Origin of the sequence: Streptomyces sp. NPDC001604, assembly GCF_042893475.1 — a bacterium.
Lineage (GTDB): Bacteria > Actinomycetota > Actinomycetes > Streptomycetales > Streptomycetaceae > Streptomyces.
Window position 1 is genome coordinate 343,352 of sequence record NZ_JBIAUY010000005.1, and the last position, 22,632, is coordinate 365,983.

Here is a 22,632-nt window from a genome sequence, read left to right on the forward strand (position 1 = left end):
AGATGAACTCACCGGGACCACACGGCGAATCATGGCTTTCCCGGCCAAGGCATCACGGTCATTCGGACTAACGTGCTGTGAGGCACCCGTGAGAGTGAGCGCCCATCGAGGGGAATCCTGTGACCAGCACGACCGTCCGACCCGCGCCCGTCGCGCCGGTGCCTCAACGGCCGGCACGGCCGCAGCCCCGCGAAACCCGGCTCCGCGCCCTGGACGGACTGCGACTGATCGCCGCGCTGATGGTGGCGGCGTATCACTACGGCGGACGCGGCGGTGAGGTCACCAGAGCCTGGGGAAGTTCCGCCAAGCACCAGTTCCCCACGCTGCACGGCTATTTCGCCTACGGCTGCCTCGGTGTCCAGGTCTTCTTCGTGATCAGCGGATTCGTGATCTGCATGAGCGGCTGGGGCCGGCCCCTGAAGTCGTTCTTCGCCTCCCGCGCCTCCCGGCTGCTGCCGGCCTACTGGGCCGCGATCCTCATCGTGTCCGCGGTGTTCGCGCTGCCGATGGTCGCCTACAAGGCCCTGTCGCCGAGCGACACCCTGGTGAACCTGACGATGCTTCAGCAGCCGCTGGGCGTGGACCGGGTGCTGGGGGTGTGCTGGACGCTCTGGGCGGAGATCCGCTTCTACGCGCTGTTCGCGCTGTGTGTCGTCCTGCCCGGGGCGACCCGTCGCCGCGTGATCCTGTTCTGCGCCGGCTGGACGCTGGCGGCGGCGATCGCGCAGGGAGCGAAGATGCCGCTGCTCGACATCGTGCTGATACCCGAGTACGCACCCTTCTTCATCGGCGGTGTCGGGCTCTACCTCGTCCACCGCGACCGGCGCGACATCTACGCCTGGGGCATCGTGGCCGTGAGCTTCCTGATCGGGCAGCACTACGCGGTACGTGGCCTGTGGAACGCGTCGGACCCGAACGCCTTCGCCCACCGCTCCTCGCTCGGCATCGTCCTCGTCGTCGCATTCGGCTTCATCGCGGTCGCCGCGATCGCCCTGGGCTGGCTGAACCGGGTGAACTGGCGCTGGCTGACCGTGGCCGGAGCGCTGACGTACCCGTTCTACCTGGTCCACGAACACCTGGGCTGGGTGGTGATCCACGCCCTGCATCACAGCCTCGGCCTGCCGTCGGCGGTGACCTTCGTCCTGACGGTCGCGTCGATGCTGCTGCTGGCCTGGCTGCTGAATCGTTACGTCGAGAAGCAACTGACGCCGAGGCTGCGGGCCGCGCTGTCCGGACCGCGCTGAGGCCTGCCCACCGGACGAGACGTGCTCACCGGACGCCGACGCACCGCTCAGGTGCAGCCGTACCGCGCCTCGATCCCCGCGATGACCAGCTCAAGCCCTTCCGCGAAGTGCCGGTCGTAGTCCTCGAAGAGTTCCGCGCCGACGGCCGCCGAGAGCGGGAACTCGGCGAGCAGCCGGGCCCGTTCGGCCACGTCATAGCCTTCGCGACGTTCGTCCGGCAGCGGGCGGACGCCCTGTTCCTCGGTGACGAAGCCGATGGTGAAGGCGTACGCGGTCTGGTTGGCCCGCGCGGCCTCGGCGAGGGTGAAACCCGCGGCCGTGAACAGCCGTAGGTTCTGCTCCATCTCCCGGGCGTGGTCGGTACCGGTGAAGCGCGCGCCGCTGTAGACCTTCGCGCCGTCGCGGTAGCCGAGCAGGGCCTCCCGCAGCCCTCGGTACGTCTTGGCCATCCGCTCCTGCCAGGTGTCGTCCGGATCGAGGGCGGCCCCGGCGACCATCCGCCGGTACATCTGGGTCGCCATCTCGTCGAGCAGCGCCTGCTTGTCCTTGAAGTGCCAGTACAGGGCGGGCGCCTTGACGTCCAGTTCCTTGGCGATGGCCCGCAGGGACAGGCCGTCCAGGCCCACCTCGTTCAGGAGCTCCAGGGCGGTGTCCGCGACCCGCTTGCGGTCGAGGGGCGCGCGTCGTTCCGTACTCACGCTTGACAGCTTAACAGCGTTAAGGGCACCCTCGGACCCAAGGCTACTTAACAGCGTTAAGGAGAGTGGGATCGTGAGTCGTGCCGTGGATGGCGTGATCGATGTGGTGATCGTGGGGGCGGGCCCGACCGGTCTGGCCCTCGGCGTCGACCTCGCCCGGCGGGGAGTGGACGCACTGGTCGTGGAGAAGGCGGACGGGCTGTTCCCTGGCTCGCGCGGCAAGGGCCTGCAGCCGCGCACCATGGAGGTCCTGGAGGATCTCGGGGTGCTGGACGCGATCCTCGCGGCCGGCGGGCGCTACCCGGTCGGGATGATCTGGCAGGACGGCGAGCGGGTCGGCGAGCACCGGATGTTCGACGCGGACGAGGTGAAGGAGGCGGCCGGGGGCTCGGCGTTCACCGAGCCGTGGATGGTGCCGCAGTGGCGGACGCAGGAGATCCTTTACGCGCGCCTGCAGGAGTTGGGCGGGCGGGTCGAGTTCGGCCGTGAGGTCGTCGGGCTCGACCAGGACGAGGACGGCGTGAGCGTGCGCTTCGCATCCGGGCCGGAGCTTCGTGCCCGGTACGTCGTCGCCGCCGACGGCGGACGCTCGGCCGTGCGGCGGGCGCTCGGCATCGGCATGACCGGCGAGACGGTCGACCCGAAGCCGGTTCTGGTGTCCGACGTGCGGATCAGCGGCCTGGACCGCGACAACTGGCATGTCTTCCCGCCACGCGGGGACGGCGACGGCTACATGGCCATCTGCCCGCTCGCCGGTACGGAGGACTTCCAGCTGGTCGCCCAGTTCCCGGAGGGGACCGCGGTCGACGTCTCCCTGGACGGCATCCGCAAGGTGGCCGCCGCGCGCTCGCATCTGGCCCCCCAGGACGTGACGGAGGTCCGCTGGGCCTCGGAGTTCCGCCCGCGCGCGGCCCTCGCGGACCGGTTCCGGAGCGGGCGGGTCTTCCTCGCCGGGGACGCGGCGCACGTGCACTCCCCCGCCGGCGGCCAGGGACTCAACACCAGCGTCCAGGACGCGTACAACCTGGGCTGGAAGCTGGGAGCGGTGCTGCGGGGCGGAGCTCCCGCCGCGCTCCTCGACACATACGAGGAGGAGCGGCGCCCCATCGCGGCGCAGATGCTCGGCATCTCCACCGGCGTGCACCGCGGGGAGGTCAAGCGGGGTGCGGCGACCGTCCAACTCGGTCTCGGCTACCGGGAGTCCTCACTGACGGAGGAGACGCGGACGGACGCGGGGGCGCTACGGGCGGGCGACCGTGCGCCGGACACGACCGTCGGAGGTGTACGCCTCTTCGACGCGCTGCGCGGGCCGCACTGGACGCTGGTCGCGGTGGGGGTGGCACCGCCGGAGCTGCCGGATTCGGTGCACGTGGTCAGGGGCGAGGCCCAGCCGACGCTCGGCACGGGCCTGTTCCTGGTACGCCCGGACGGTTACGTGGGCTGGGCCGGCGAAACGAAGGACGGCCTGTCGGAGTACGTGACGCGACTCGCCCCGTAGGGGCGCGTACCGAGCTCACAAGCCGAAGGAGAGGCCGTCGTCCGGATCATCCAGCTCGCTGGACGCCTCCAGCGGTGTCCCGAGGGTCGGGTGACGGCCGGTCAGGTCGAAGTCGTCGGGCAGCTCGTCGACCTCGTACGCCTTGGGGGCCACGTCGGGCAGCTCGTCGACGTCGTGCCGGAGAAACTCCCCGACCTCCTGCGTCGCCAGGAAGTCCCGGGCCTCGGTGATCTCCTTGAGCTCGGTCTTCTCGTTGATGCCCCGCACCGCCTCGGCGAGCATCGTGATGGCCTTGCCGATCACCGACGTCGGCATCAGGTGGATGAGGAAGCCGCTGATCGCAAACCGGGCCACCCCCGCCGCCAGGCTGTCGTCGCCCTTGGTCGCCGCGTGGACCATCTGCAAGGCGGCTGCGTCGACGTGGCCGTGCAGGGCGGTGATGGCCGCCGACGCCGCGTCGTAGCCCGTGGGGCCCTTGGGGTGCTTGGGCTCAAGGGGACACGCCACGGCGATGGACTTCCGGTCGCCTTCATCGAATCGGTGGAACGTGATCGCGAGGTCCTTGACCCGTTCGTTGACCTCCTCGAGCGTCAGCGGGGTCTCGCTGGTCCCGAGCCGGCGGAGCGCCGTCCCGAGGACCGTCTTCGCGTCGGCGAGCGGGCCCACCTCGAAGCCCGGCCCATTGAGCTCCATTCGTGCCTTCCCTTCGATCGGGAGGTGCGACTCCGGGCCTCGGGACAGCTCCCCGCCCCCTCGCGCATGCGGGTCCCGCTGCGACTCCGGACCTCGGGACAGCTCCCCGCCCCCTCGCGCATGCGGGTCCTGCTCGACCTTCGGCTGCCGCACGTTCTTCCCCGGCCGTGGGAACCGCAGGCGCGGCCTCTCCGGTCCGAACCTCATCCGAGCCTCCCCGAGACAGCGGGCCATGTGTGTCGCTAAGACGCCTCGGCCCGCTCCCCGGTTCCTGGAAAATCCCAGCTCAGAAGGCGTCCGAGGGCACGTACGTCCCCCACACCTCGCGCAGCGCGTTGCACACCTCGCCCACCGTCGCCCGGGCCCGCAGCGCGTCCTTCATCGGGTAGAGGACGTTGTCCTCGCCCTCGGCCGCCTTCTTCAGCGCCGAGAGGGCCGCGTCGACCGCCGGCTGGTCGCGCTCAGCGCGCAGCTTCGCCAGGCGTTCGGCCTGCTGGGCCTCGATGGCCGGGTCGACGCGGAGCGGCTCATAGGGCTCCTCCTCGTCGAGCTGGAAGCGGTTGACGCCGACCACGACCCGTTCGCCGGAGTCGGTCTCCTGGGCGATGCGGTAGGCGCTGCGCTCGATCTCGGACTTCTGGAAGCCGTGCTCGATCGCGTTGACCGCACCGCCCAGCTCCTCCACCTTGGCCATCAGTTCGACGGCGGCCGCCTCCACGTCGTCCGTCATCTTCTCGATGACGTACGAACCCGCGAAGGGGTCCACGGTGGCCGTCACATCGGTCTCGTAGGCCAGCACCTGCTGGGTACGCAGGGCGAGCCGCGCGGACTTGTCCGTGGGCAGCGCGATCGCCTCGTCGAAGGAGTTCGTGTGCAGCGACTGGGTGCCGCCGAGGACCGCGGCCAGGCCCTGGACCGCGACGCGGACCAGGTTCACCTCCGGCTGCTGGGCCGTCAGCTGGACGCCCGCGGTCTGCGTGTGGAAGCGCAGCATCAGCGACTTCGGGTTCTTCGCGCCGAACTCCTCCTTCATCACGCGGGCCCAGATGCGCCTGGCCGCACGGAACTTGGCGACCTCTTCGAGGATCGTCGTACGGGCCACGAAGAAGAAGGAGAGCCGGGGCGCGAAGTCGTCGACGTCCATGCCGGCGGCGACCGCCGTGCGGACGTACTCGATGCCGTCGGCCAGGGTGAAGGCGATCTCCTGCGCGGGCGAGGCACCCGCCTCGGCCATGTGGTAGCCGGAGATCGAGATCGTGTTCCACTTCGGGATCTCGGCCTTGCAGTACTTGAAGATGTCGGCGATCAACCGGAGCGAGGGCTTCGGCGGGAAGATGTACGTGCCCCGCGCGATGTACTCCTTGAGCACGTCGTTCTGGATCGTGCCGGTGAGCTGGGAGGCCGGCACGCCCTGCTCCTCGCCGACCAGCTGGTACATGAGCAGCAGCAGGGCCGCAGGCGCGTTGATCGTCATGGACGTCGAGACCTTGTCCAGCGGGATCCCGCCGAACAGCACCCGCATGTCCTCGACGGAGTCGATCGCCACGCCGACCTTGCCGACCTCGCCGTGCGCGATGGGGGCGTCGGAGTCGTGGCCCATCTGGGTCGGCAGGTCGAAGGCGACCGACAGGCCCATCGTGCCGTTGGCGATGAGCTGCTTGTAGCGGGCGTTGGACTCGGTCGCCGTGCCGAAACCGGCGTACTGGCGCATGGTCCACGGGCGGCCCGTGTACATCGACGGGTAGACACCGCGGGTGAAGGGGTACTGGCCGGGCTCGCCCAGCTTCTCGGCCGGGTCCCAGCCCGCCAGGTCCTCAGGCCCGTAGACCGGTTCGATGGGCAGTCCACTCTCAGTAGATCGAGCACTGCCCGACTCGCGCGCCATGGTGTGATGCCTCCCGCTGAGTTACTGGCCAGTACAGACCGACCCTCCTGCGGACTGTAGCGGGGTGCGTGCAGTCGGTGGAGGGGAGCACGCTGGGAGCTTCCTCACAGCGTTTTTGCGGTCTCCGTCACAACCATGCCCCGCCGTTCGCAACCCGTCATCCGCGGGCAGCATCTCAGTTAAACGCGGGGCTGTCGGTTGCATCGGTGAGACGACGGGGGGCGCTGTGCGTATGACGGGCATGGGGAGATCGGCCGCCGCTGCGGCAGCACTCGCGGCGCTGGCCGCCGTGTGCGGCTGCACCGTGCAGGGCACGGACGGCAAGGGTCACTCACCCGTGCACATCCAGCTGCCGAGCAGCACCCCCTCCGGCAAGTCCGAACCGGCCTCCGGCTCCGGCTCCGGCTCCGGCTCCGAGGACAAGCCGAGCGCGTCGCCCTCGACGCCCGGCCCGGCAGTGCTGTGGTCCCGTGGCGACTCCGGGGACGACGTGCGTGAACTCCAGGCCCGGCTGCGTCAGGTCGCCTGGCTCTACGACGGTCCGACCGGGACGTACGACGACCTGACCGAGGAGGCCGTGAAGGGCTTCCAGGGCAAGCGCGGGCTGCCGAAGACCGGGCGGACGGACACCGTCACCTGGCAGCGGCTGCTGAAGATGACGCACGAGCCGGGGAAGTGGGAGCTGTATCTGATGGGCGGTCAGCCCGCCGGCCCTGCCGATCCGCGGTGTCTGACCGGGCGGGTGCTGTGCATCGACAAGACGAGCCGCACCCTGCGCTGGATGATCGACGGGCGGACGGTGTCGACGATGTCGGTCCGCTTCGGCGCGACCGGCACGCCCACCCGCGAGGGCGTCTTCCACGTGTACTGGAAGTCCCGCCACCACTGGTCGACGCTCTACGACTCGTCCATGCCGTACGCGATGTTCTTCAGCGGCGGCCAGGCCGTGCACTACTCGTACGACTTCGCGGCCCGCGGTTACGCCGGCGCCTCGCACGGCTGTGTCAACGTCAGGGACGAGTCGGCGATCGCGGATCTGTATGCGCAGGTGAACGACGGCGACAAGGTCGTCGTGTACCGGTGAGCCCCCGGAGCCGGGGAGAGAAGTGAGTGGGGCGCGGGCGGAACCGGGGGAACGTGTCCCGCCCGCGCCGATGCACGAGCCGTGGGTACGGGGGGAACCCCGGCTCTGTGCGACGGCCGATGACCAGTCGGCTCACTCAGTACTGCGCTGGTGGGGCCGAAAACGTTACTGGTGGGCCGAAGAAAATTTCGCGAACCACAAAACCGCAGGTCAGAGCGCGCTGTAGGTCGGCCTCGGGGACGGGTTCGGTGTCGTCACCAGCTGCCTCGGCAGAAACGGCGGAAGCGAGGAAGGTGTGACGACGGGGCCGGGGGCTATGTGGTGGCCGTCGCCGTCACCACCCTGATCTCCCTGGTCGCCGCCCTTGCCGTTGTGGTTGCCCCGTCCGCCCTTGCCCTTGCCGTCCTTGTCGTCGCCGCCGCGGGACGCGCCGTCGGTGCCGGCCAGGACGTTCTTGCAGTACTTCCAGACGCGGGCCGCGCCGGAACCGCCCGCCGCCCCCTCCAGGGCCCGCCTGCGGTCGGCGGTGAGTTCCTTGCCGTCGCGCACGTCGCGGCAGGCCGCCGGGGCGCCGAGCCACCAGCCGCCGGCAGTGGCCCGCCCGTCGTCGGAGCCGGAGCCGGGCTTGGCCGAGGAGCCGCCACCGGTCGAGCCGTGCGGGGTGCTCGGGCCGGCGGAGGGGGAGCTGGAGCCGTCGGGGGTGGTGTCGCCCAGGGCGCTGTTCTGCGAGGGCGACACCAGCGGGCGGTCGGGGCTCGCGCCGACCGAGACAGAGGCGACGGGGCCGGGCTCGTCGTGGCCGAACGGCGTCGGGAGCACTCCGGACGTCGCCGCGAACGCGACACCGCCGACCATGCCGGCGGCCAGTGCGGCCGTCAGCCCGAAGCGCGCGGGCCTGCCCCAGCGGGAGCGCCGGGGGGCAGCGGCGGAACCGCCGATGCGGACGAGCCCGGCATCGGAGGCCCGGGTGCGGGGACGGTGCCGCCCGGCGGCGGCCTGCTCGGGGAGCGCGCCGGAGCGGGCCGCGCGGAAGGCGGCCAGCGCGGCGGCCTCGCCGGGGAGTTCGGCGCTGCTCAGCGGGGCCTCGACGATCAGCCCGTCGAGGGTCTTCGCGAGCCGTTCGGCCTGGTCGCGGGAGGCGGGGTCGACACTTTCGAGTGACTCTCCGCGCAGCAGGAGCTCCGCCGTTTCGCGGTCCAGCCACCGGTCGGGGCTCGGGCCCGTGGCGGAGCCGGCGGCGGACTCCGAGTCCCCCGGAAAGGCACAGCGCTCGTCGGCCATCACATGTCCTTCTGCGTCCGCGCAACGCTGTGCGTCACACTCGCGGACGTCACCGCGCGGCCGCGCGGTTCCCTCTGGAGCGGCAGCCCGTCCAGGCCGCCGCTCGATTCCGGATCCTCGCCGAGCAGTTCCGCGAGCCGCTTCAGACCGCGGTGCGCCGCCGTGCGTACGGCACCCGGGCGCTTGCCGAGCGTCTCGGCGGCGGTCTTGGCGTCGAGGCCCACGACCACGCGCAGCACGACGGCCTCGGCCTGGTCCTGCGGCAGCCGGGAGATCAGCGAGAGGGTGTGGTCGGTGGCCAGGGACTCCATGGCCTCGCCCGCGGTGTCGGACTCGGCGGCCCTGCCGGTCAGTTCCGTTTCGTCGCCGCCGATCGCCGGGCGGCGGCCACGCATCCGAATGTGGTCCAGCGCACGGTTGCGGGCTATCCGCGCGGCCCAGCCGCGGAAGCGGTCCGCGTCGCCGGTGAACCGGTCCAGATCACGGGCGATCTGCAGCCAGGCCTCGGACGCGACGTCCTCGGCGTCCGGATCGCCGACGAGCGTGCGGACGTATCCGAGCAGCCGCGGATGCACGGCGCGGTACACAGTCCGGAACGCGGTCTCGTTCCCGTCCTGTGCCGCAAGCACCGCGGCGGTCAGCTCCGCGTCGTCCCCCAGCACCCGATGGTTCCTCGTTCGATGGTCGCGGCGTCGAGGCCGCCGATCGTTGCGATGGTCCGCGATGGTCGTTCGCCTTCCGCGCCCGGCGCGAAAGGCACGTTACGACCTGAAACCGCCGCTCGTCCATGTCCGTACCCCATGCAACCACCTCGCAGAGGGGCTGCCTGTACCCGGGGTGTGACAGATACCGCACTCCCGGCGCTGTAGAGAGTACGGGCCGCCGCGCGGCCCGACCGCGCGACGGCCGGGGCCTCTCCTGTGGGGGGTGGCGGCCCCGGCCGTTGCTTCGGTTGCTGCTCCCGACGGCGGACGTCCGGGGCGCGAGGGCCGTGCCGGGGCATGCCGAGCCGGCCGTTCCCGCCGCTCGTACCTTCAGCCGGTGGTCAGTTGCCGGTCCTGCCGCTCGCCTTGTCGGCGCTCTTCTCCGGCTTCCCGGACTTGCCGGAGTCATCGGCCTTGCCCTTGTCGCCGGCCTTCGCGGTGTTCTCGGCCTTGGCGGTCTTGTCGTCCTTGCCCGGCTTGGGGGTGGCCGTCGACCGCCCCAGCTGCTCGGCGCAGTAGGCCGTGACGTTCGCCTCGCCGCCCGCGGCCGCGATCAGCCGCTGCCAGGCCGTGGAGTCCAGCGCCTTGCCGTTGCCGTCGAGCTTCTTCTCGTACGCCCGGCAGTGCGCCTCGGTGTCCTTCGCCGTGTCCGGGCGGTCCGGTGTGGTGGCGGCACCGGGCGTGCCGGAGGCCGTCGCGGAGGGCACGGCCGGTGCGTGCTGCCGCTGCCGGGCCGCTTTCCCGTCGTCGTGCGAGGAGCCGCCCACCGAGCCGATCGCCGCGAACGCGACACCGCCCATGGTGAGTCCGGCCAGGGCCAGGGTCAGGGTGGCCCGCAGGGAGCGGCGGGTGTGGCCTTGCTCACGCGGGCGCCAGTCGTCGCGGCGCCGGGTCCGCGCGCGTAGCGCCCCGGCGTCGCGGGCGGCCCGGAACGCGGCGACGGCCCGCTGCTCGGCGTCGGCATCGAGCGCGCCCGCGCGCATCGCGTCGGCGAGCAGGCTCTCCAGCACGGGTCCGGCAGGCCAGTCCTCGGTGCCCGACAGGGCCCCGCCGGGGTGTACGCGCCGACGGCCGCCGGGGGCACTGCCGTCGCTCTGCCGTTCACCCATGTCCGTATCCATCCGTGTCCGACGGCCGGCCCTCGCGGCCGTCCCTGCCGTCGTTGACGTTCATTCCGTCATTGATGTTCATTCCGTCGTTGACGTTTGTTTCGCCGTCGACGTTCATTTCGACTCCCCCAGCGTCCGGGGATCCTCATTCGTCACACCTGGGGCGCCCAGCCGGGCCGCGAGGCGCTTCAGGCCGCGGTGCGCGGCCGTGCGCACGGCGCCGGGGCGCTTGCCGAGGACGCGTGCGGCCGCGGGGCCGTCGAGGCCGACGACGATGCGCAGCAGCACGGCCTCGGCCTGGTCGCGGGGCAGGCTGCGGACCAGTTCCAGGGCGCGCTCGGTGGAGAGCGCCTCCAGCGCCTGGTCGTAGGTGTTGTGGGTGCCGGGCAGCTCCAGCACGTCCTGTTCGAGCGCCGCCGACCGGGGCCGTACCTTCTGCCGGCGCAGATGGTCCAGGGCGCGGTGCCGGGCGATGGTCGCGGTCCAGCCGCGGAAGCCCGCCCCGTCGCCCTTGAAGCGCCTCAGGTCCCGGGCGATCTCCAGCCAGGCGTCGGACGCGACGTCCTCGGCGTCGTCGCCGACGATCCCGCGCAGATAGCCGAGCAGGCCGGGCTGCACGATCCGGTACGCGACCGCGAAGGCGGCCTCGTCGCCCTCCTGGGCCCGCGCGACGGCCGCGCCCAACTCCCCGTCGTACGGCTGCACGGGGCGGGGTTCGCGTCCCTGGCGCAACAACAGTCCTCGTTCGTACGAGTGCGAAGGTGGCTCTGCCGAGCCCGCGCCGCGCGTCACCTCGGTCCGTGCGCGCGCCTTCACGACCCTCTGCGTCAGGCGTCACGGAAGTGTCACAGCCGGTCGGATGTCACAGGTGTGCAGCATGTGCCGCCGTGCCGAACGCACCGGCCACGGCGGCGGCCGAGTGACGTTTGGCCAGGGCCTAGCGCTGTGTGTAAGTGCCACCTGCTCTGTGACAGGTGTGGCAGTCATGGTCTTTTTCTAGGGGTGGGGTAAGTGGGTCCTCGCGGTACGCGTGCGTACAGACCGCTGAGCATGAAGCGACGGGCGTGGATCACGCTCGGCGCGGTGGTACTGGGCGGCGGAGGTGTGGCGACGTACGCGGTCGCCGGCCCGTCCTCCGGGCACGGCCAGGCCAAGCGGCCGGTGAAGGTCTACGCCCTGGCCCTGCAGGACGCGGCGAGCGGCAAGCGGGAGCTGCCGCGCACGCAGACCAAGCAGTTCTCGATGCTCGGCGTCTCCTGGAAGGACGCCGGCAAGCGGCTGCACGGCACGGCCCAGGTGCGCACGCACAGCATCGGGACCGGCGAGTGGACCGCCTGGAAGGACCTCGAGGCGAACGTCGACCCGGTCGAGGACCCGGAGGCGGGCGCCGACGCGCGCGGTGCCTCCGAGCCGCTGTGGGTCGGCCCCTCCGACGGCGTGCAGGTCCAGGTCGTCCACAAGGACGGTTCCACCAGCTCCGCCCTGCCCAAGGGGCTCGCGGTCGACCTGGTCGACCCGGGCGTGGCGACCGCCGCCGAGCAGAAGGCCGCGCCGGCCGCGTATGCGGCGGATGTGACGCCCACGGACTCCGTGTCGCCGACGGACTCCGCGTCACCGACCGACTCCGCGACGCCCACCGATTCCGCCTCGCCGACGGACTCCGCCTCCCCGAGCGACTCCGCGTCCCCCTCGACGAGCGCATCCCCTTCGACGAGCTCATCCCCTTCGGCGAGCGCCTCCGCGAGCCCCACGGCCGGCACGCCCACCGCGCCGCCGTCGACCGTGCCCGAGCCGCCGATCGTCTCGCGCGCCGACTGGGGCGCGGACGAGTCGCTCAGCCCCGACCCGTCGGAGTACAACGCCGATGTGAAGGCCGTCTTCGTGCACCACACGGACGGCACGAACGACTACTCGTGCGCCGACTCGGCAGCGATCGTCCGGGGCATCTACGCGTACCACACGCAGACCAACGGCTGGAACGACATCGGCTACAACTTCCTGGTCGACAAGTGCGGCACGATCTTCGAGGGCCGCAAGGGCGGCGTCGGCCTCCCGGTGCTCGGCGCCCACACCTACGGCTGGAACCGGGAGTCGGCCGGCATCGCCGTGCTCGGTGAATACACCACCACCGGCGCCACCGACGCGGCCCTGGAGTCGGTCGCACGCATCGCGGCCTGGAAGCTCGGCCAGTACAAGGCCGATCCCGCCACCACCGTGCAGCTCAAGGCGGGCGCGACCCAGACGAACTACTTCGCGACCGGCTTCACCGCCGGCAACTCGTACACCTTCAACCGGATCTCCGGCCACCGGGACGGCTACAACACGCAGTGCCCGGGCAGTTCCCTCTACGCCCAGCTGCCGACCGTCCGGGCCTGGGCGTCCGGCCCGGTGCAGGGGCTGAAGCTGACCTCGCTGTCCGGCGCGGGCCTGTCCGGCTCGACGTACTACACCAAGGGCGCCGTCACGGCGAAGTGGTCGACGACCACGCCCGGTTCGCTGATCTCCAGGTTCGAGCTGCTGGTGGACGGCAAGGTCGCCGCCACCGCCTCCGGCACGTCGACCTCGGTCGGCGCGACCCTCGCCCTGGGCACCCACACCGTCGCCGTGCGGGCCGTGCACCAGTCCGGCAAGACCACGACGACCGCCGCGCTGAACGTCGTCGCGGAGACGACCGCGCCGACCTTCACCACCGCGCCGCAGCTCTCCCTGCGCACCGGCACGGTCAACACGAGCGCCGTCCCGGTCACCCTCGGCTGGAAGGTGACCGACAACGCCGCCCTGAAGTCGGTGAGCCTGCTGACCCCGACATCGGCCACCTTCGGCCCGACCACCACCAGCTCCAGCCGCACCGCCACGTCCGGCACCGCGAGCACCTGGTCGATGAAGGCGTACGACTACGCGGGCAACACCCGTACCTCGTCCGCGTCCTTCACGCCGGTGATCCTTCAGGAGACCTCGGCCACCAAGTCCGGCAGCTGGACGGCCCGTTCCTCCACCAGCTACCTGGGCGGGAAGTCGTACTCCAGCGGTTCGAAGGGCGCGAGCCTGACCTGGACCTTCACCGGCCGCTCGGCCTCCTGGGTGGTCAGCCGTGCCTCCACCTCCGGTCAGGCGTACGTCTACGTCGACGGGGTGAAGGTCAGCACCGTCGACCTGAAGTCGTCGACCACCCTGTACCGCCAGGCGATCTGGACGAAGACCTGGTCGTCCGGCGCCAAGCACACGGTGAAGATCGTGGTGGTCGGCACCAGCGGCCGCCCGACGGTCACGACGGACGGCCTCGTCTACGTCAAGTAGCCGCTCACGAGGCCGTGTCCACCGGTTCGGGCGTCCGCTCCTGCGCAGTTTGCGGGGTGGGCGCCCGGTCCGCGTTCACGACCAGGCCCGCGATGGTCGCGGCCGGCTGCAGCGACCCCATCGCCCACCAGGTGGCGACGTCGAACCCGTGCGCGGTCGCCTCCGCCTGCAGTGAGCGCGGGTCGACGCCCGGTCCCGCATGCGCCGTCAGGTACCGCGCCGTCACCGTCGCGGCGATGGTGTTCAGCAGCGCCGTACCGATGGAACCGCCCACCTGCCGGGCGGTGTTGAAGGTGGCGGAGGCCACTCCCGAGTCGTACCGTCCCGAGGTCGCCTCCTTGCTCCCTCCGGGCACCACCGTTCGGGAACGCAAGCGTCTCTTATCAAGGCGATTTTGCCGCCGCGGTCACCTTCGGACGCCGTCGGTCGCGTCCCGGCACAGCAGCCGCAGCGAACCGTCCCCGTGCCAGCAGCGCCGGGCCTCGTCGAACGGGTCCCACATCCGGCCGTCCGGGGTGCGTATCCAGTGGTCACCGCCGGTCGCCCACCACTCGGCACCCACCTGACGGGCGATCACTTCACCGGCGTACGCCCCGAAACCGCGCAACACGCTCTCCACCGCGGCGTACGGCGCCCCCTCCTGCCGTATCCCCTCGATCATCCGGTCGACGCGCCACAGGCTCTGCGCCGAGTAGTCGAGGCGCAGCCGGGCGCCCTCACGCATGGCCGCGACCGCGTCCGCCGCCCACCGCACGGGCTTCGTCGCCGCGCTCGGCCTGGTCTCGTGGAAGGTAGTCACATAGACAGGAGCGGGGTCGGCGGGCCATCCGTCACGCGATTTCCGCCGAGTTCCCGATACCGGCGCAGTACCGCCCCACCGCCGCCGCAGGACGGTCACAGGACTCCCTCAGGTGCGAGCTTTGCCCGGGAGTGACGCTTCGCCCCTTCCGTGCGCTCCTCTCACTGATGAGCCCGTACTTCCATCTCCGCGCGGTGCCGCCCTCGGCCCTGCGCAACAGCGCCACGTGGCTGCAACGGCTGTTCGAGGACGACTGGGACACCGTGCGCCGACGGATCGACCGCCACCGGGAGGAGATGCTGGACCACCACTACGTCGACCACGACACCCTCTACGCGGGCCCACCCCCGCACCGCGCCGGGGAGGGCCCCCGCACCCACGTGGTCCTCGGCGGCCGACCGGTCCCCCACCACGCCCCCGAGGCCCCGCCGTTCCTCCTGCTGACCGCGGCTCAGGCGGCCCGGGTGGCGGCCTTCCTCACCTCGACCGACATCGAGCCCCTCTGGCACCAGGCCCGCGACCACATCCTCCCCCACTACGGCGGCCCCGCCACCGAAGAAGAAACCCACACCCTCATCACCTCGACCCACCGCGATCTGACGGCCTTCTACCAACAGACGGCCCAATACGGCGACGCGGTGGTCAAGTGCCTACTGCACTGATTTCCCGCCCTGGGGACGGATTGTCTTTCAGGGCAGCACGGGAGACAGCTCCTTCCAGGGCCGCTGGGGAAGCGGCTTTCCCGAGGACACCGAAAGCGGCACCGCCGAGGGGCACAGCAAGCGGCCTCTCCGGTGGCGCCGGGAACTGCTTTCCCCAGGGGCGCGGGCAGCGGCCTTCAGGGGCGCGGGGAGGTATCGCTATGCGGCTCCGCCGCGTGGGCGCGACAAGCCACGACGTACCCGAACCCGCCCGACAACCCCAACCGCCCTACCCCCGCCGCGCGCGACGAGACACCACGGCCTGCAGAACCCGCCGCCCCTCGATCGACACCTCCAGCGCCCGGCGCAGTCCCGCCGCCCCATGCCCCGCAAGCAACTCAAGTACGGTGACCTGTCGCCGCAACTCCGCGGCAACGAGCGGAGACATCCCCTCCGTACGCCCCTCCCGCCGGGAGTCGACCGAGGACGCCGCATCGTCCATCGGGTCCAGCAGCCGGTGTATCTGCAGCGCGGCGACGGAGCAGGCGTCGGCCCACACCCGCACCTGGGCGGGCGCCCGGTCGACCGGTGCCGCCGCCAGCATCCGCCGGGCCAGCAACGCGGCCTCGTCCTCGACGGACTCGTCGTACTCCCCGCCCCCGGCCAGCTTCAGCCGCGCATGCTCCAGCCGCGCACCCCAGTCACCGACGTCACCGGAGTCCGCGAGGCTGGCCCACAGCGGCCGCAGGATCTCGTCGTCACCGCCCAGCAGCGGCACACACCGATCCAAACAAGCCAACCCGCTGGCGGCCAGTCCGCGGTCGTCGGCCTGAGCGATCAGTTCCACCAGGCTCATCCACGCCTCCTTCTGCGGGTCCCGTACCGGGCCCAGCAGGGCTCTTCCCTTACGGAGCCCGCACTTCCCCTTACTGCGTGCGACGGCCCGGGAGTGTCACAGCGGTACCACACCGAGCCGGTCGAGCAACTGGAAAAACAGGTTTTCGGCCAACGGATCGGCGTCGGCGGTCAGAACGTCCAGCAACGGCCCGGCGTCCACGTCGTGCCCCGCCTCGGCGGCCCAGGCGACCGCCCGGTCGGCCGCGTCCCGGGGCTCCAGGAAGTAGTCCTCGATGGTGAGCCCCTCGCTCGCGGCGCCGAGGTACCCGGCCATCGCGGCCCGTGCGAGACACGTGGTCCACGCCCCGCTCTCGGGCGCCGCCGCCTCCACCACGACCGAGGCGCTGTCCATGACGTATCCGAAGAGCGCGGGCGCCCCGGTCTCGGCGGCGAGGACGTTCATGTTCCCGACCTCGCCGTCCCCGCTCGGATACTCCCAGACCTGCCAGCCACCGGCCGCCGACGACCGCTGCAGCATGCCCTTCACCCCGGCGAGCGCATCGAGCTCCGCAAGCGGCCGCTCGCTGCGGCCCACGACGAAATACCCCCAGTAGCCCATCCCGGCCCCCACGGCTGTGTCACCTTCGGCTCGCGCCGAATACACCACAGTCGTACGACAGTTCGCAGCTGTATGGGCCAAGAAATCCCGTCGCCCGGCGCGCTCAGCCCAGCCGGCCGGCCAGCGCCTTGAACTGGGTCCACGTCAGCCCCGGCCGCCCCGGATCCCACAGCTTCTGCACCGTCGCCCGCAGCGGCATCCGGATCCCGGCCGCGACCTGGTCCTGTGTCTGGGAGTTCGACAGGTCGCACCACACGGCGAAGGACCCGCCGAGAATCTGCCCGTCGTACTGCGCCGGGACCGCCTGCGTGCCGCGCACGACGCGCGGCGTCCACTGCTCGTAGATCCGCTGCCCGGTCGGGTAGACGAAGTTGTTGGGCTGCCCGAGGACGTAGTACAGGAACTCGTCGTTGTAGTTGATCAGCTTCCGCCCGGCGCTCAGATACTCCACCGGCTGCCGTGCGCCGATCTCCTTGCCCGTCCAGTACCCGACCTGCAGATCCTTGGCGGGCTGCACGGACGTCCCGCGGAAGAACCCGTCGTTCCACACCCGCATGGTCCGGTCGTGGGCCCGGATCGTGTCGGCGCGGTCGTTGAGCCACCCCGTGGTCAGATCGGAGACGGTGCCGGCGGGCCCGTACTTGTTCACCGCGGCGGTGGCCAGCTGCGGATAGGAGGCGGCCGGGTTGGACACCATCAGCGCCAGGTACTCGTCACCGCCGAGATTCCACTGGTTGCCGGGGAAAAGGCCGGCGTACTCGTTGAGCAGATCGTCGACGATCTTGGCGGCGGCGGGCTTGGAGATGTCGACGGCGCCCTTCGCCGCCACTCCCCGCACATTGCGCAGCTGCAGATCGGGGTGGGCGGCGATGACGGCCCCCAGATGCCCGGGCGAGTCGATCTCGGGCACCACGGTGATGTGCCGACTGGCGGCGAGATCGACGATCTGCTTCACCTCGGCCTTCGTCAGGTGCTGCGGCGAGACGATCTCGGGGTGCGTGTCGGACTGGATCCGGAACCCCTGGTCGTCGGAGAAGTGCAGCCCCAGCTGGTTGAATTTCAGGTCCCCGAGCTCCCGTACCCGGTCCTCGATCCAGCCTGCGGTGAAGTGCTTGCGCGCGATGTCCAGCATGAACCCGCGCACCGCCTTGGCCGGCTGGTCCCGCACGATGCCCTCGGGCGCCGTACCGCCGCCGTGCACCTCCTGCTTGAGCGTCCGCGTGCCGTAGAACACGCCGGCATCCGACGGCCCGCTGATGTTGACCCGGCCACCGCGCACGGTCATCGCATACGACTCCGGGTTCGCCCCGTCGCCGTCGCCCAGTGCCAGCCGTACGTCCCCGGCCTGCACGTCGTCCTTCTCACCCGCGTACGTCAGCCCCAGCTCCCCGGCGATCAGACGCCCCTCGTCGGCCAGATCGGCATCGTTCACGACGACCCGCTCACCACGCGCCGGACGCCAGCCCGGCCCGCGCGCCGCGGTGTGGGAGCGCACGGCGGGGATGGTCTGCGGGGCCTTCGACAGGGCGTACGAACGGGTCGGGCGCGGCGCCGGACTCCGGCCGCCCGAGGCACTGGGCGCCTGGGCGGATCTGCCGGCGGACGGCGACTGCTGCTGCGCGGACCCGGCAGGCCCGCTGTCGTCGCCGGAGGCCCAGCACCCCAGGCCGATACCGAGCGCGACGGTCCCGGCGAGCGCGCCCGCGATGATCATGCGCCGCTGCCGCTTCACGTTCTGCGCCGGAGACCGGCGCCTGTGCTGGCTCACAGCGTCAACCTAAAGCCCATGGACAACACGACGCGTCCACCACGCGCCCCAAAACTCTCTCTTGCGGGTGAAATTCGGGCATCCGTCGGACACCTCGCGCCCAATCTCGATAACGTAAGACCACATCCTTCGCAGCTCTCACAGCATCCTCTGTCGAAACACACGTGACGCCCACACACCTTCCTGGCCGAGTCGCGGCCATACCGACGCTGCCCAGCATCCTGGACGCCTTCAACATCGCGCCCGTGGAAGAGGCCCGAAAGCTCCTCCTGGACTGCCTCCGCAGCCTCCGCTGGGCCCACCGGGTGGCAGACCACCGCCCGTACCCGGACATCGACTCCCTACTCGCCGCATCGGACGAGGCGGCGTACGACCTGTCCCCGGCAGATCTGTCGGAAGCGCTGGCAAGCGAGACATTGCCACCACTGCCGGACGAAACGTACACAATCGCCTACACGGCCCTGAGCGCGGCCCACGCGGCGTACGAGGCGAAGTTCGGCCACGCCTTCGTGATCTGCCTGGACGGCCTCTCTCCGGACGAGACGCTGGACCACGCATTGGCAGGAATCCGGTCACGCCTGACGAACGACCCGGAGGAGGAACGGGTGATTGCGGCAGAGGAGCTCCGGCGCCTCGCAAGAGGGCGGTTGGTCGACATGCTCAGGGGCCCGGGGCTGCATCAATCAGCGGCTCCGCCGTGGGACGCGACCAGCCCCGACGAACCCGCACGCGGCAAATAACAGGACACCCCGCCCCAGAAGCCGCGAACGCTAACCCATACGCGTGCCACTTTGATCACACCGGTAGGCCCCCTGTAAGCGTCAAGCCAGCGGCTAGCTACCATGCTGGGGGCCGGTGGACCGTACCCGGCCGGGCCCGACCGACAGGCAAAGCCGGCGCGGCCCCAATCCCCGCTCCCGGAGGGACTTCCGTGCCGGCTGGAACGCTGTACCGCGGCCGGGAAGGAATGTGGTCCTGGGTGGCTCACCGAGTCACCGGCGTCCTCATCTTCTTCTTCCTGTTCGTTCACGTGCTGGACACCGCTCTCGTCCGTGTCTCACCCGAGGACTACGACAAGGTCGTAGCCACGTACAAGACCCCGATCGTCGCGTGCCTGGAGTACGGCCTCGTCGCCGCCATCCTCTTCCACGCACTGAACGGCCTGCGCGTCATCGCCGTCGACTTCTGGTCGAAGGGCCCGCGCTACCAGAAGCAGATGCTCTGGTCCGTCGTAGGCCTGTGGGTCGTGCTGATGCTCGGGGCGATCTACCCCGTCCTCGGTCACGCCGCTCGTGAACTGTTCGGGAGCTGACACCGATGGCCACCACTGAAACCTCCGCGTCCGGGATCGGCCCCGTCGAGGGCGGCTCGCTCTACAACGTGGACAACCCGGCGCCCCTCATCGAGGCCCCGCGCAAGCGCACCAAGAAGAGCCCGAAGTCGACCCGGGGCAACTTCGAGATGGCCGCGTGGCTCTTCATGCGCCTGTCCGGCATCGTCCTGGTCGTCCTGGTCCTCGGCCACCTGCTGATCCAGCTCGTGCTGGACGGCGGCGTGTCGAAGATCGGCTTCGCCTTCGTGGCGGGCCGCTGGGCGAGCCCGTTCTGGCAGGTCTGGGACCTGCTGATGCTGTGGCTCGCGATGCTGCACGGCGCCAACGGCCTGCGCACGGTCATCAACGACTACGCGGAGCGCGCGAACACCCGGCTGTGGCTCAAGGGCCTGCTCTACACCGCCACGGTGTTCACCATCCTGCTGGGCACGCTGGTGATCTTCACCTTCGACCCGAACATCCGCTAGGCACGGGGCTGAGGCAACCACCATGAAGATCCACAAGTACGACACCGTCATCGTCGGCGCCGGTGGCGCGGGCATGCGCGCGGCCATCGAGTCCACCAAGCGCAGCCGCACCGCCGTGCTGACCAAGCTCTACCCCACCCGCTCCCACACGGGCGCCGCGCAGGGCGGCATGGCCGCCGCGCTGGCCAACGTGGAGGAGGACAACTGGGAGTGGCACACCTTCGACACGGTCAAGGGCGGTGACTACCTGGTCGACCAGGACGCCGCCGAGATCCTGGCGAAGGAGGCCATCGACTCGGTCCTCGACCTGGAGAAGATGGGCCTGCCGTTCAACCGCACCCCGAACGGCACGATCGACCAGCGCCGCTTCGGCGGTCACAGCCGCAACCACGGCGAGGCCCCGGTCCGCCGGTCCTGCTACGCGGCCGACCGCACCGGCCACATGATCCTCCAGACGCTTTACCAGAACTGCGTGAAGGAGGGCGTGGAGTTCTTCAACGAGTTCTACGTCCTCGACCAGCTGATCACCGAGGTCGACGGCGTCAAGAAGTCGGCCGGTGTCGTCGCGTACGAGCTGGCGACCGGCGAGATCCACGTCTTCCAGGCGAAGGCCGTGATCTACGCGTCCGGCGGCTGCGGCAAGTTCTTCAAGGTGACGTCGAACGCGCACACGCTGACCGGTGACGGCCAGGCCGCGGTCTACCGCCGGGGGCTGCCGCTGGAGGACATGGAGTTCTTCCAGTTCCACCCGACCGGCATCTGGCGCATGGGCATCCTGCTGACGGAGGGCGCCCGTGGTGAGGGCGGCATCCTCCGCAACAAGGACGGCGAGCGCTTCATGGAGAAGTACGCGCCGGTCATGAAGGACCTCGCGTCCCGTGACGTCGTCTCCCGCTCCATCTACACGGAGATCCGCGAGGGCCGCGGCTGCGGTCCCGAGGGCGACCACGTGTACCTGGACCTCACGCACCTCCCGCCGGAGCAGCTGGACGCCAAGCTGCCCGACATCACCGAGTTCGCCCGTACCTACCTGGGCATCGAGCCGTACACGGACCCCATCCCGATCCAGCCGACCGCGCACTACGCGATGGGCGGCATCCCGACGAACGTCGAGGGTGAGGTCCTCAGCGACAACACGACGGTCGTCCCGGGCCTGTACGCGGCCGGTGAGGTCGCCTGTGTGTCGGTGCACGGCGCCAACCGCCTCGGCACCAACTCGCTGCTCGACATCAACGTGTTCGGCCGCCGGGCCGGCATCGCGGCGGCGGAGTACAGCCAGAAGGCGGACTTCGTCGAGCTCCCGGAGAACCCGGCGGAGCTGGTCGTGTCGCAGATCGAGCGGCTGCGTACGTCCACCGGCACCGAGCGTGTGTCCGTCCTGCGCCGCGAGCTGCAGGAGACCATGGACGCGAACGTCATGGTGTTCCGCACCGAGCAGACGATCAAGACGGCGGTCGAGAAGATCGCCGAGCTGCGCGAGCGCTACAAGAACGTCGCGATCCAGGACAAGGGCAAGCGGTTCAACACCGACCTGCTGGAGGCCGTCGAGCTGGGCAACCTGCTCGACCTGGCCGAGGTCATGGCGGTGTCGGCGCTGGCCCGCAAGGAGTCCCGCGGCGGTCACTACCGCGAGGACTACCCGAACCGCGACGACGTCAACTTCATGCGCCACACCATGGCGTACCGCGAGGTGGGCGACGACGGCACCGAGTCCATCCGTCTCGACTACAAGCCGGTCGTCCAGACCCGCTACCAGCCGATGGAGCGTAAGTACTGATGGCTACCCCTGTCATGGACAAGGTGGAGGCGGAGTCCGCCGCCTCCCCCTACATCACCGTCACCTTCCGCGTCCGCCGGTTCAACCCGGAGGTCTCGGCCGAGGCGACCTGGGAAGACTTCCAGCTGGAGATCGACCCCAAGGAGCGCGTCCTCGACGGCCTCCACAAGATCAAGTGGGACGTCGACGGCACGCTGACCTTCCGCCGCTCCTGCGCCCACGGCATCTGCGGCTCGGACGCGATGAGGATCAACGGCAAGAACCGTCTTGCCTGCAAGACCCTCATCAAGGACATCAACCCCGAGAAGCCGATCACGGTCGAGCCCATCAAGGGCCTGACGGTCCTGAAGGACCTCGTGGTCGACATGGAGCCGTTCTTCCAGGCGTACCGGGACGTCATGCCCTTCCTCATCACGAAGGACACGAACGAGCCCACGCGTGAGCGGCTGCAGAGCGCCGAGGACCGTGAGCGCTTCGACGACACCACGAAGTGCATCCTGTGCGCCGCGTGCACCTCGTCCTGCCCGGTCTTCTGGAACGACGGCCAGTACTTCGGTCCGGCCGCCATCGTCAACGCGCACCGCTTCATCTTCGACTCGCGTGACGAGGCCGGCGAGCAGCGCCTGGAGATCCTCAACGACCGTGACGGCGTGTGGCGCTGCCGCACGACCTTCAACTGCACGGACGCCTGCCCGCGCGGTATCGAGGTCACGAAGGCGATCCAGGAAGTGAAGCGGGCGCTGATCACGCGTCGCTTCTGACGTTTCGTCACAGACAGGCAGTGCCAGGGCCGTTCCTCCCGGTGGCGGGGGGAACGGCCCTGCTGGCAATATGAGTCGTTGCTCCAACAGCCCGCTTGCAAGGGCTGGTTCACGGCGCGGAAAACGGGGGACGACAG

23 protein-coding genes are annotated in these 22,632 nt (G+C 70.4%); 10 read left to right on the forward strand and 13 right to left on the reverse strand.

Annotated features, from left to right (window positions below; translation table 11 throughout):
- The first annotated feature begins 119 nt into the window (after positions 1-119).
- On the forward strand, positions 120-1,244 hold the full coding sequence (locus ACFY1E_RS17535) for an acyltransferase family protein (RefSeq protein ID WP_389076598.1): 1,125 nt from the start codon (positions 120-122) through the stop codon (positions 1,242-1,244).
- A gap of 47 nt (positions 1,245-1,291) precedes the next feature.
- On the opposite strand, the gene ACFY1E_RS17540 is transcribed toward ACFY1E_RS17535, so the two are convergent.
- Positions 1,292-1,942: a TetR/AcrR family transcriptional regulator C-terminal domain-containing protein gene (locus ACFY1E_RS17540; protein ID WP_389076599.1), complete on the reverse strand. Its 651-nt coding sequence runs from the start codon at positions 1,940-1,942 to the stop codon at positions 1,292-1,294.
- A 73-nt stretch (positions 1,943-2,015) separates the two neighbouring features.
- On the opposite strand from ACFY1E_RS17540, the gene ACFY1E_RS17545 reads away from it, so the two are divergent.
- Positions 2,016-3,440, forward strand: coding sequence for an FAD-dependent monooxygenase (locus ACFY1E_RS17545; RefSeq protein WP_389076602.1), 1,425 nt, complete (start codon positions 2,016-2,018; stop codon positions 3,438-3,440).
- Between the two features lie 15 nt (positions 3,441-3,455).
- On the opposite strand, the gene ACFY1E_RS17550 is transcribed toward ACFY1E_RS17545, so the two are convergent.
- Positions 3,456-4,133 (reverse strand): hypothetical protein, encoded by a 678-nt coding sequence (locus ACFY1E_RS17550; protein WP_389076603.1) that lies wholly within the window; start codon positions 4,131-4,133, stop codon positions 3,456-3,458.
- Positions 4,134-4,419: 286 nt separating this feature from the next.
- Complete coding sequence (locus ACFY1E_RS17555) at positions 4,420-6,018, reverse strand: methylmalonyl-CoA mutase (protein ID WP_389076606.1); 1,599 nt, start codon at positions 6,016-6,018, stop codon at positions 4,420-4,422.
- A gap of 241 nt (positions 6,019-6,259) precedes the next feature.
- Between ACFY1E_RS17555 and ACFY1E_RS17560 the strand changes: the two genes are divergently transcribed.
- Positions 6,260-7,102: a L,D-transpeptidase family protein gene (locus ACFY1E_RS17560; protein ID WP_389076608.1), complete on the forward strand. Its 843-nt coding sequence runs from the start codon at positions 6,260-6,262 to the stop codon at positions 7,100-7,102.
- Positions 7,103-7,312: 210 nt separating this feature from the next.
- Here the strand turns inward: ACFY1E_RS17560 and ACFY1E_RS17565 are convergent, their stop codons facing one another.
- From ACFY1E_RS17565 to ACFY1E_RS17585, 5 genes are all read right to left on the reverse strand, one after another.
- Positions 7,313-8,383: a hypothetical protein gene (locus ACFY1E_RS17565; RefSeq protein ID WP_389076611.1), complete on the reverse strand. Its 1,071-nt coding sequence runs from the start codon at positions 8,381-8,383 to the stop codon at positions 7,313-7,315.
- Entirely contained in the window at positions 8,383-9,045 is a 663-nt protein-coding gene (locus ACFY1E_RS17570; protein ID WP_389076614.1) for an RNA polymerase sigma factor, read from the reverse strand. The genes ACFY1E_RS17565 and ACFY1E_RS17570 overlap by 1 nt, the downstream gene beginning before the upstream one ends.
- Before the next feature lie 383 nt (positions 9,046-9,428).
- The gene (locus tag ACFY1E_RS17575; RefSeq protein ID WP_389076615.1) at positions 9,429-10,196 is read right to left on the reverse strand and encodes a hypothetical protein; all 768 of its coding nucleotides are present in this window, start codon (positions 10,194-10,196) and stop codon (positions 9,429-9,431) included.
- Complete coding sequence (locus ACFY1E_RS17580) at positions 10,189-10,314, reverse strand: hypothetical protein (protein ID WP_389076618.1); 126 nt, start codon at positions 10,312-10,314, stop codon at positions 10,189-10,191. Before ACFY1E_RS17580 ends, ACFY1E_RS17575 begins: the two co-directional genes overlap by 8 nt.
- On the reverse strand, positions 10,311-10,928 hold the full coding sequence (locus ACFY1E_RS17585; RefSeq protein ID WP_344404500.1) for an RNA polymerase sigma factor: 618 nt from the start codon (positions 10,926-10,928) through the stop codon (positions 10,311-10,313). Before ACFY1E_RS17585 ends, ACFY1E_RS17580 begins: the two co-directional genes overlap by 4 nt.
- Positions 10,929-11,246: 318 nt before the next feature.
- Here ACFY1E_RS17585 and ACFY1E_RS17590 point away from each other — a divergent pair, with 318 nt between their 5' ends.
- A complete protein-coding gene (locus ACFY1E_RS17590) occupies positions 11,247-13,493 on the forward strand; it encodes a peptidoglycan recognition protein (RefSeq protein WP_389076620.1) in 2,247 nt (748 codons plus the stop codon).
- Positions 13,494-13,497: 4 nt separating this feature from the next.
- Here ACFY1E_RS17590 and ACFY1E_RS17595 read toward each other — a convergent pair whose 3' ends face one another.
- Both ACFY1E_RS17595 and ACFY1E_RS17600 read right to left on the reverse strand, forming a co-directional pair.
- Entirely contained in the window at positions 13,498-13,866 is a 369-nt protein-coding gene (locus ACFY1E_RS17595; RefSeq protein ID WP_389076623.1) for a hypothetical protein, read from the reverse strand.
- A 33-nt stretch (positions 13,867-13,899) separates the two neighbouring features.
- Positions 13,900-14,292, reverse strand: coding sequence for a hypothetical protein (locus ACFY1E_RS17600; RefSeq protein ID WP_389076625.1), 393 nt, complete (start codon positions 14,290-14,292; stop codon positions 13,900-13,902).
- A gap of 167 nt (positions 14,293-14,459) precedes the next feature.
- Between ACFY1E_RS17600 and ACFY1E_RS17605 the strand changes: the two genes are divergently transcribed.
- Entirely contained in the window at positions 14,460-14,954 is a 495-nt protein-coding gene (locus ACFY1E_RS17605) for a DUF1877 family protein (RefSeq protein ID WP_389076627.1), read from the forward strand.
- A gap of 268 nt (positions 14,955-15,222) precedes the next feature.
- Here ACFY1E_RS17605 and ACFY1E_RS17610 read toward each other — a convergent pair whose 3' ends face one another.
- The 3 genes from ACFY1E_RS17610 to ACFY1E_RS17620 form a co-directional block, all read right to left on the reverse strand.
- Positions 15,223-15,789, reverse strand: a complete 567-nt coding sequence (locus ACFY1E_RS17610) for a hypothetical protein (protein WP_389076630.1) — start codon at positions 15,787-15,789, stop codon at positions 15,223-15,225.
- Positions 15,790-15,885: 96 nt separating this feature from the next.
- Entirely contained in the window at positions 15,886-16,389 is a 504-nt protein-coding gene (locus ACFY1E_RS17615; RefSeq protein WP_389076968.1) for a hypothetical protein, read from the reverse strand.
- Positions 16,390-16,492: 103 nt separating this feature from the next.
- Entirely contained in the window at positions 16,493-18,103 is a 1,611-nt protein-coding gene (locus ACFY1E_RS17620; RefSeq protein ID WP_389076969.1) for a glycoside hydrolase family 20 protein, read from the reverse strand.
- A 218-nt stretch (positions 18,104-18,321) separates the two neighbouring features.
- On the opposite strand from ACFY1E_RS17620, the gene ACFY1E_RS17625 reads away from it, so the two are divergent.
- From ACFY1E_RS17625 to ACFY1E_RS17645, 5 genes are all read left to right on the forward strand, one after another.
- A complete protein-coding gene (locus tag ACFY1E_RS17625) occupies positions 18,322-18,897 on the forward strand; it encodes a 2-oxo-4-hydroxy-4-carboxy-5-ureidoimidazoline decarboxylase (RefSeq protein ID WP_389076632.1) in 576 nt (191 codons plus the stop codon).
- A 191-nt stretch (positions 18,898-19,088) separates the two neighbouring features.
- Positions 19,089-19,469, forward strand: coding sequence for a succinate dehydrogenase, cytochrome b556 subunit (gene sdhC, locus ACFY1E_RS17630; RefSeq protein WP_115906317.1), 381 nt, complete (start codon positions 19,089-19,091; stop codon positions 19,467-19,469).
- A gap of 5 nt (positions 19,470-19,474) precedes the next feature.
- Positions 19,475-19,957 carry a succinate dehydrogenase hydrophobic membrane anchor subunit gene (locus tag ACFY1E_RS17635; RefSeq protein ID WP_389076635.1) on the forward strand — a complete coding sequence of 161 codons (483 nt, stop codon included), beginning with the start codon at positions 19,475-19,477 and terminating at the stop codon, positions 19,955-19,957.
- 22 nt (positions 19,958-19,979) lie between these two features.
- Positions 19,980-21,734 carry a succinate dehydrogenase flavoprotein subunit gene (gene sdhA / locus ACFY1E_RS17640; protein ID WP_351462343.1) on the forward strand — a complete coding sequence of 585 codons (1,755 nt, stop codon included), beginning with the start codon at positions 19,980-19,982 and terminating at the stop codon, positions 21,732-21,734.
- Positions 21,734-22,495, forward strand: a complete 762-nt coding sequence (locus tag ACFY1E_RS17645; RefSeq protein WP_389076637.1) for a succinate dehydrogenase iron-sulfur subunit — start codon at positions 21,734-21,736, stop codon at positions 22,493-22,495. Before sdhA ends, ACFY1E_RS17645 begins: the two co-directional genes overlap by 1 nt.
- The last annotated feature ends 137 nt before the right edge of the window (positions 22,496-22,632 follow it).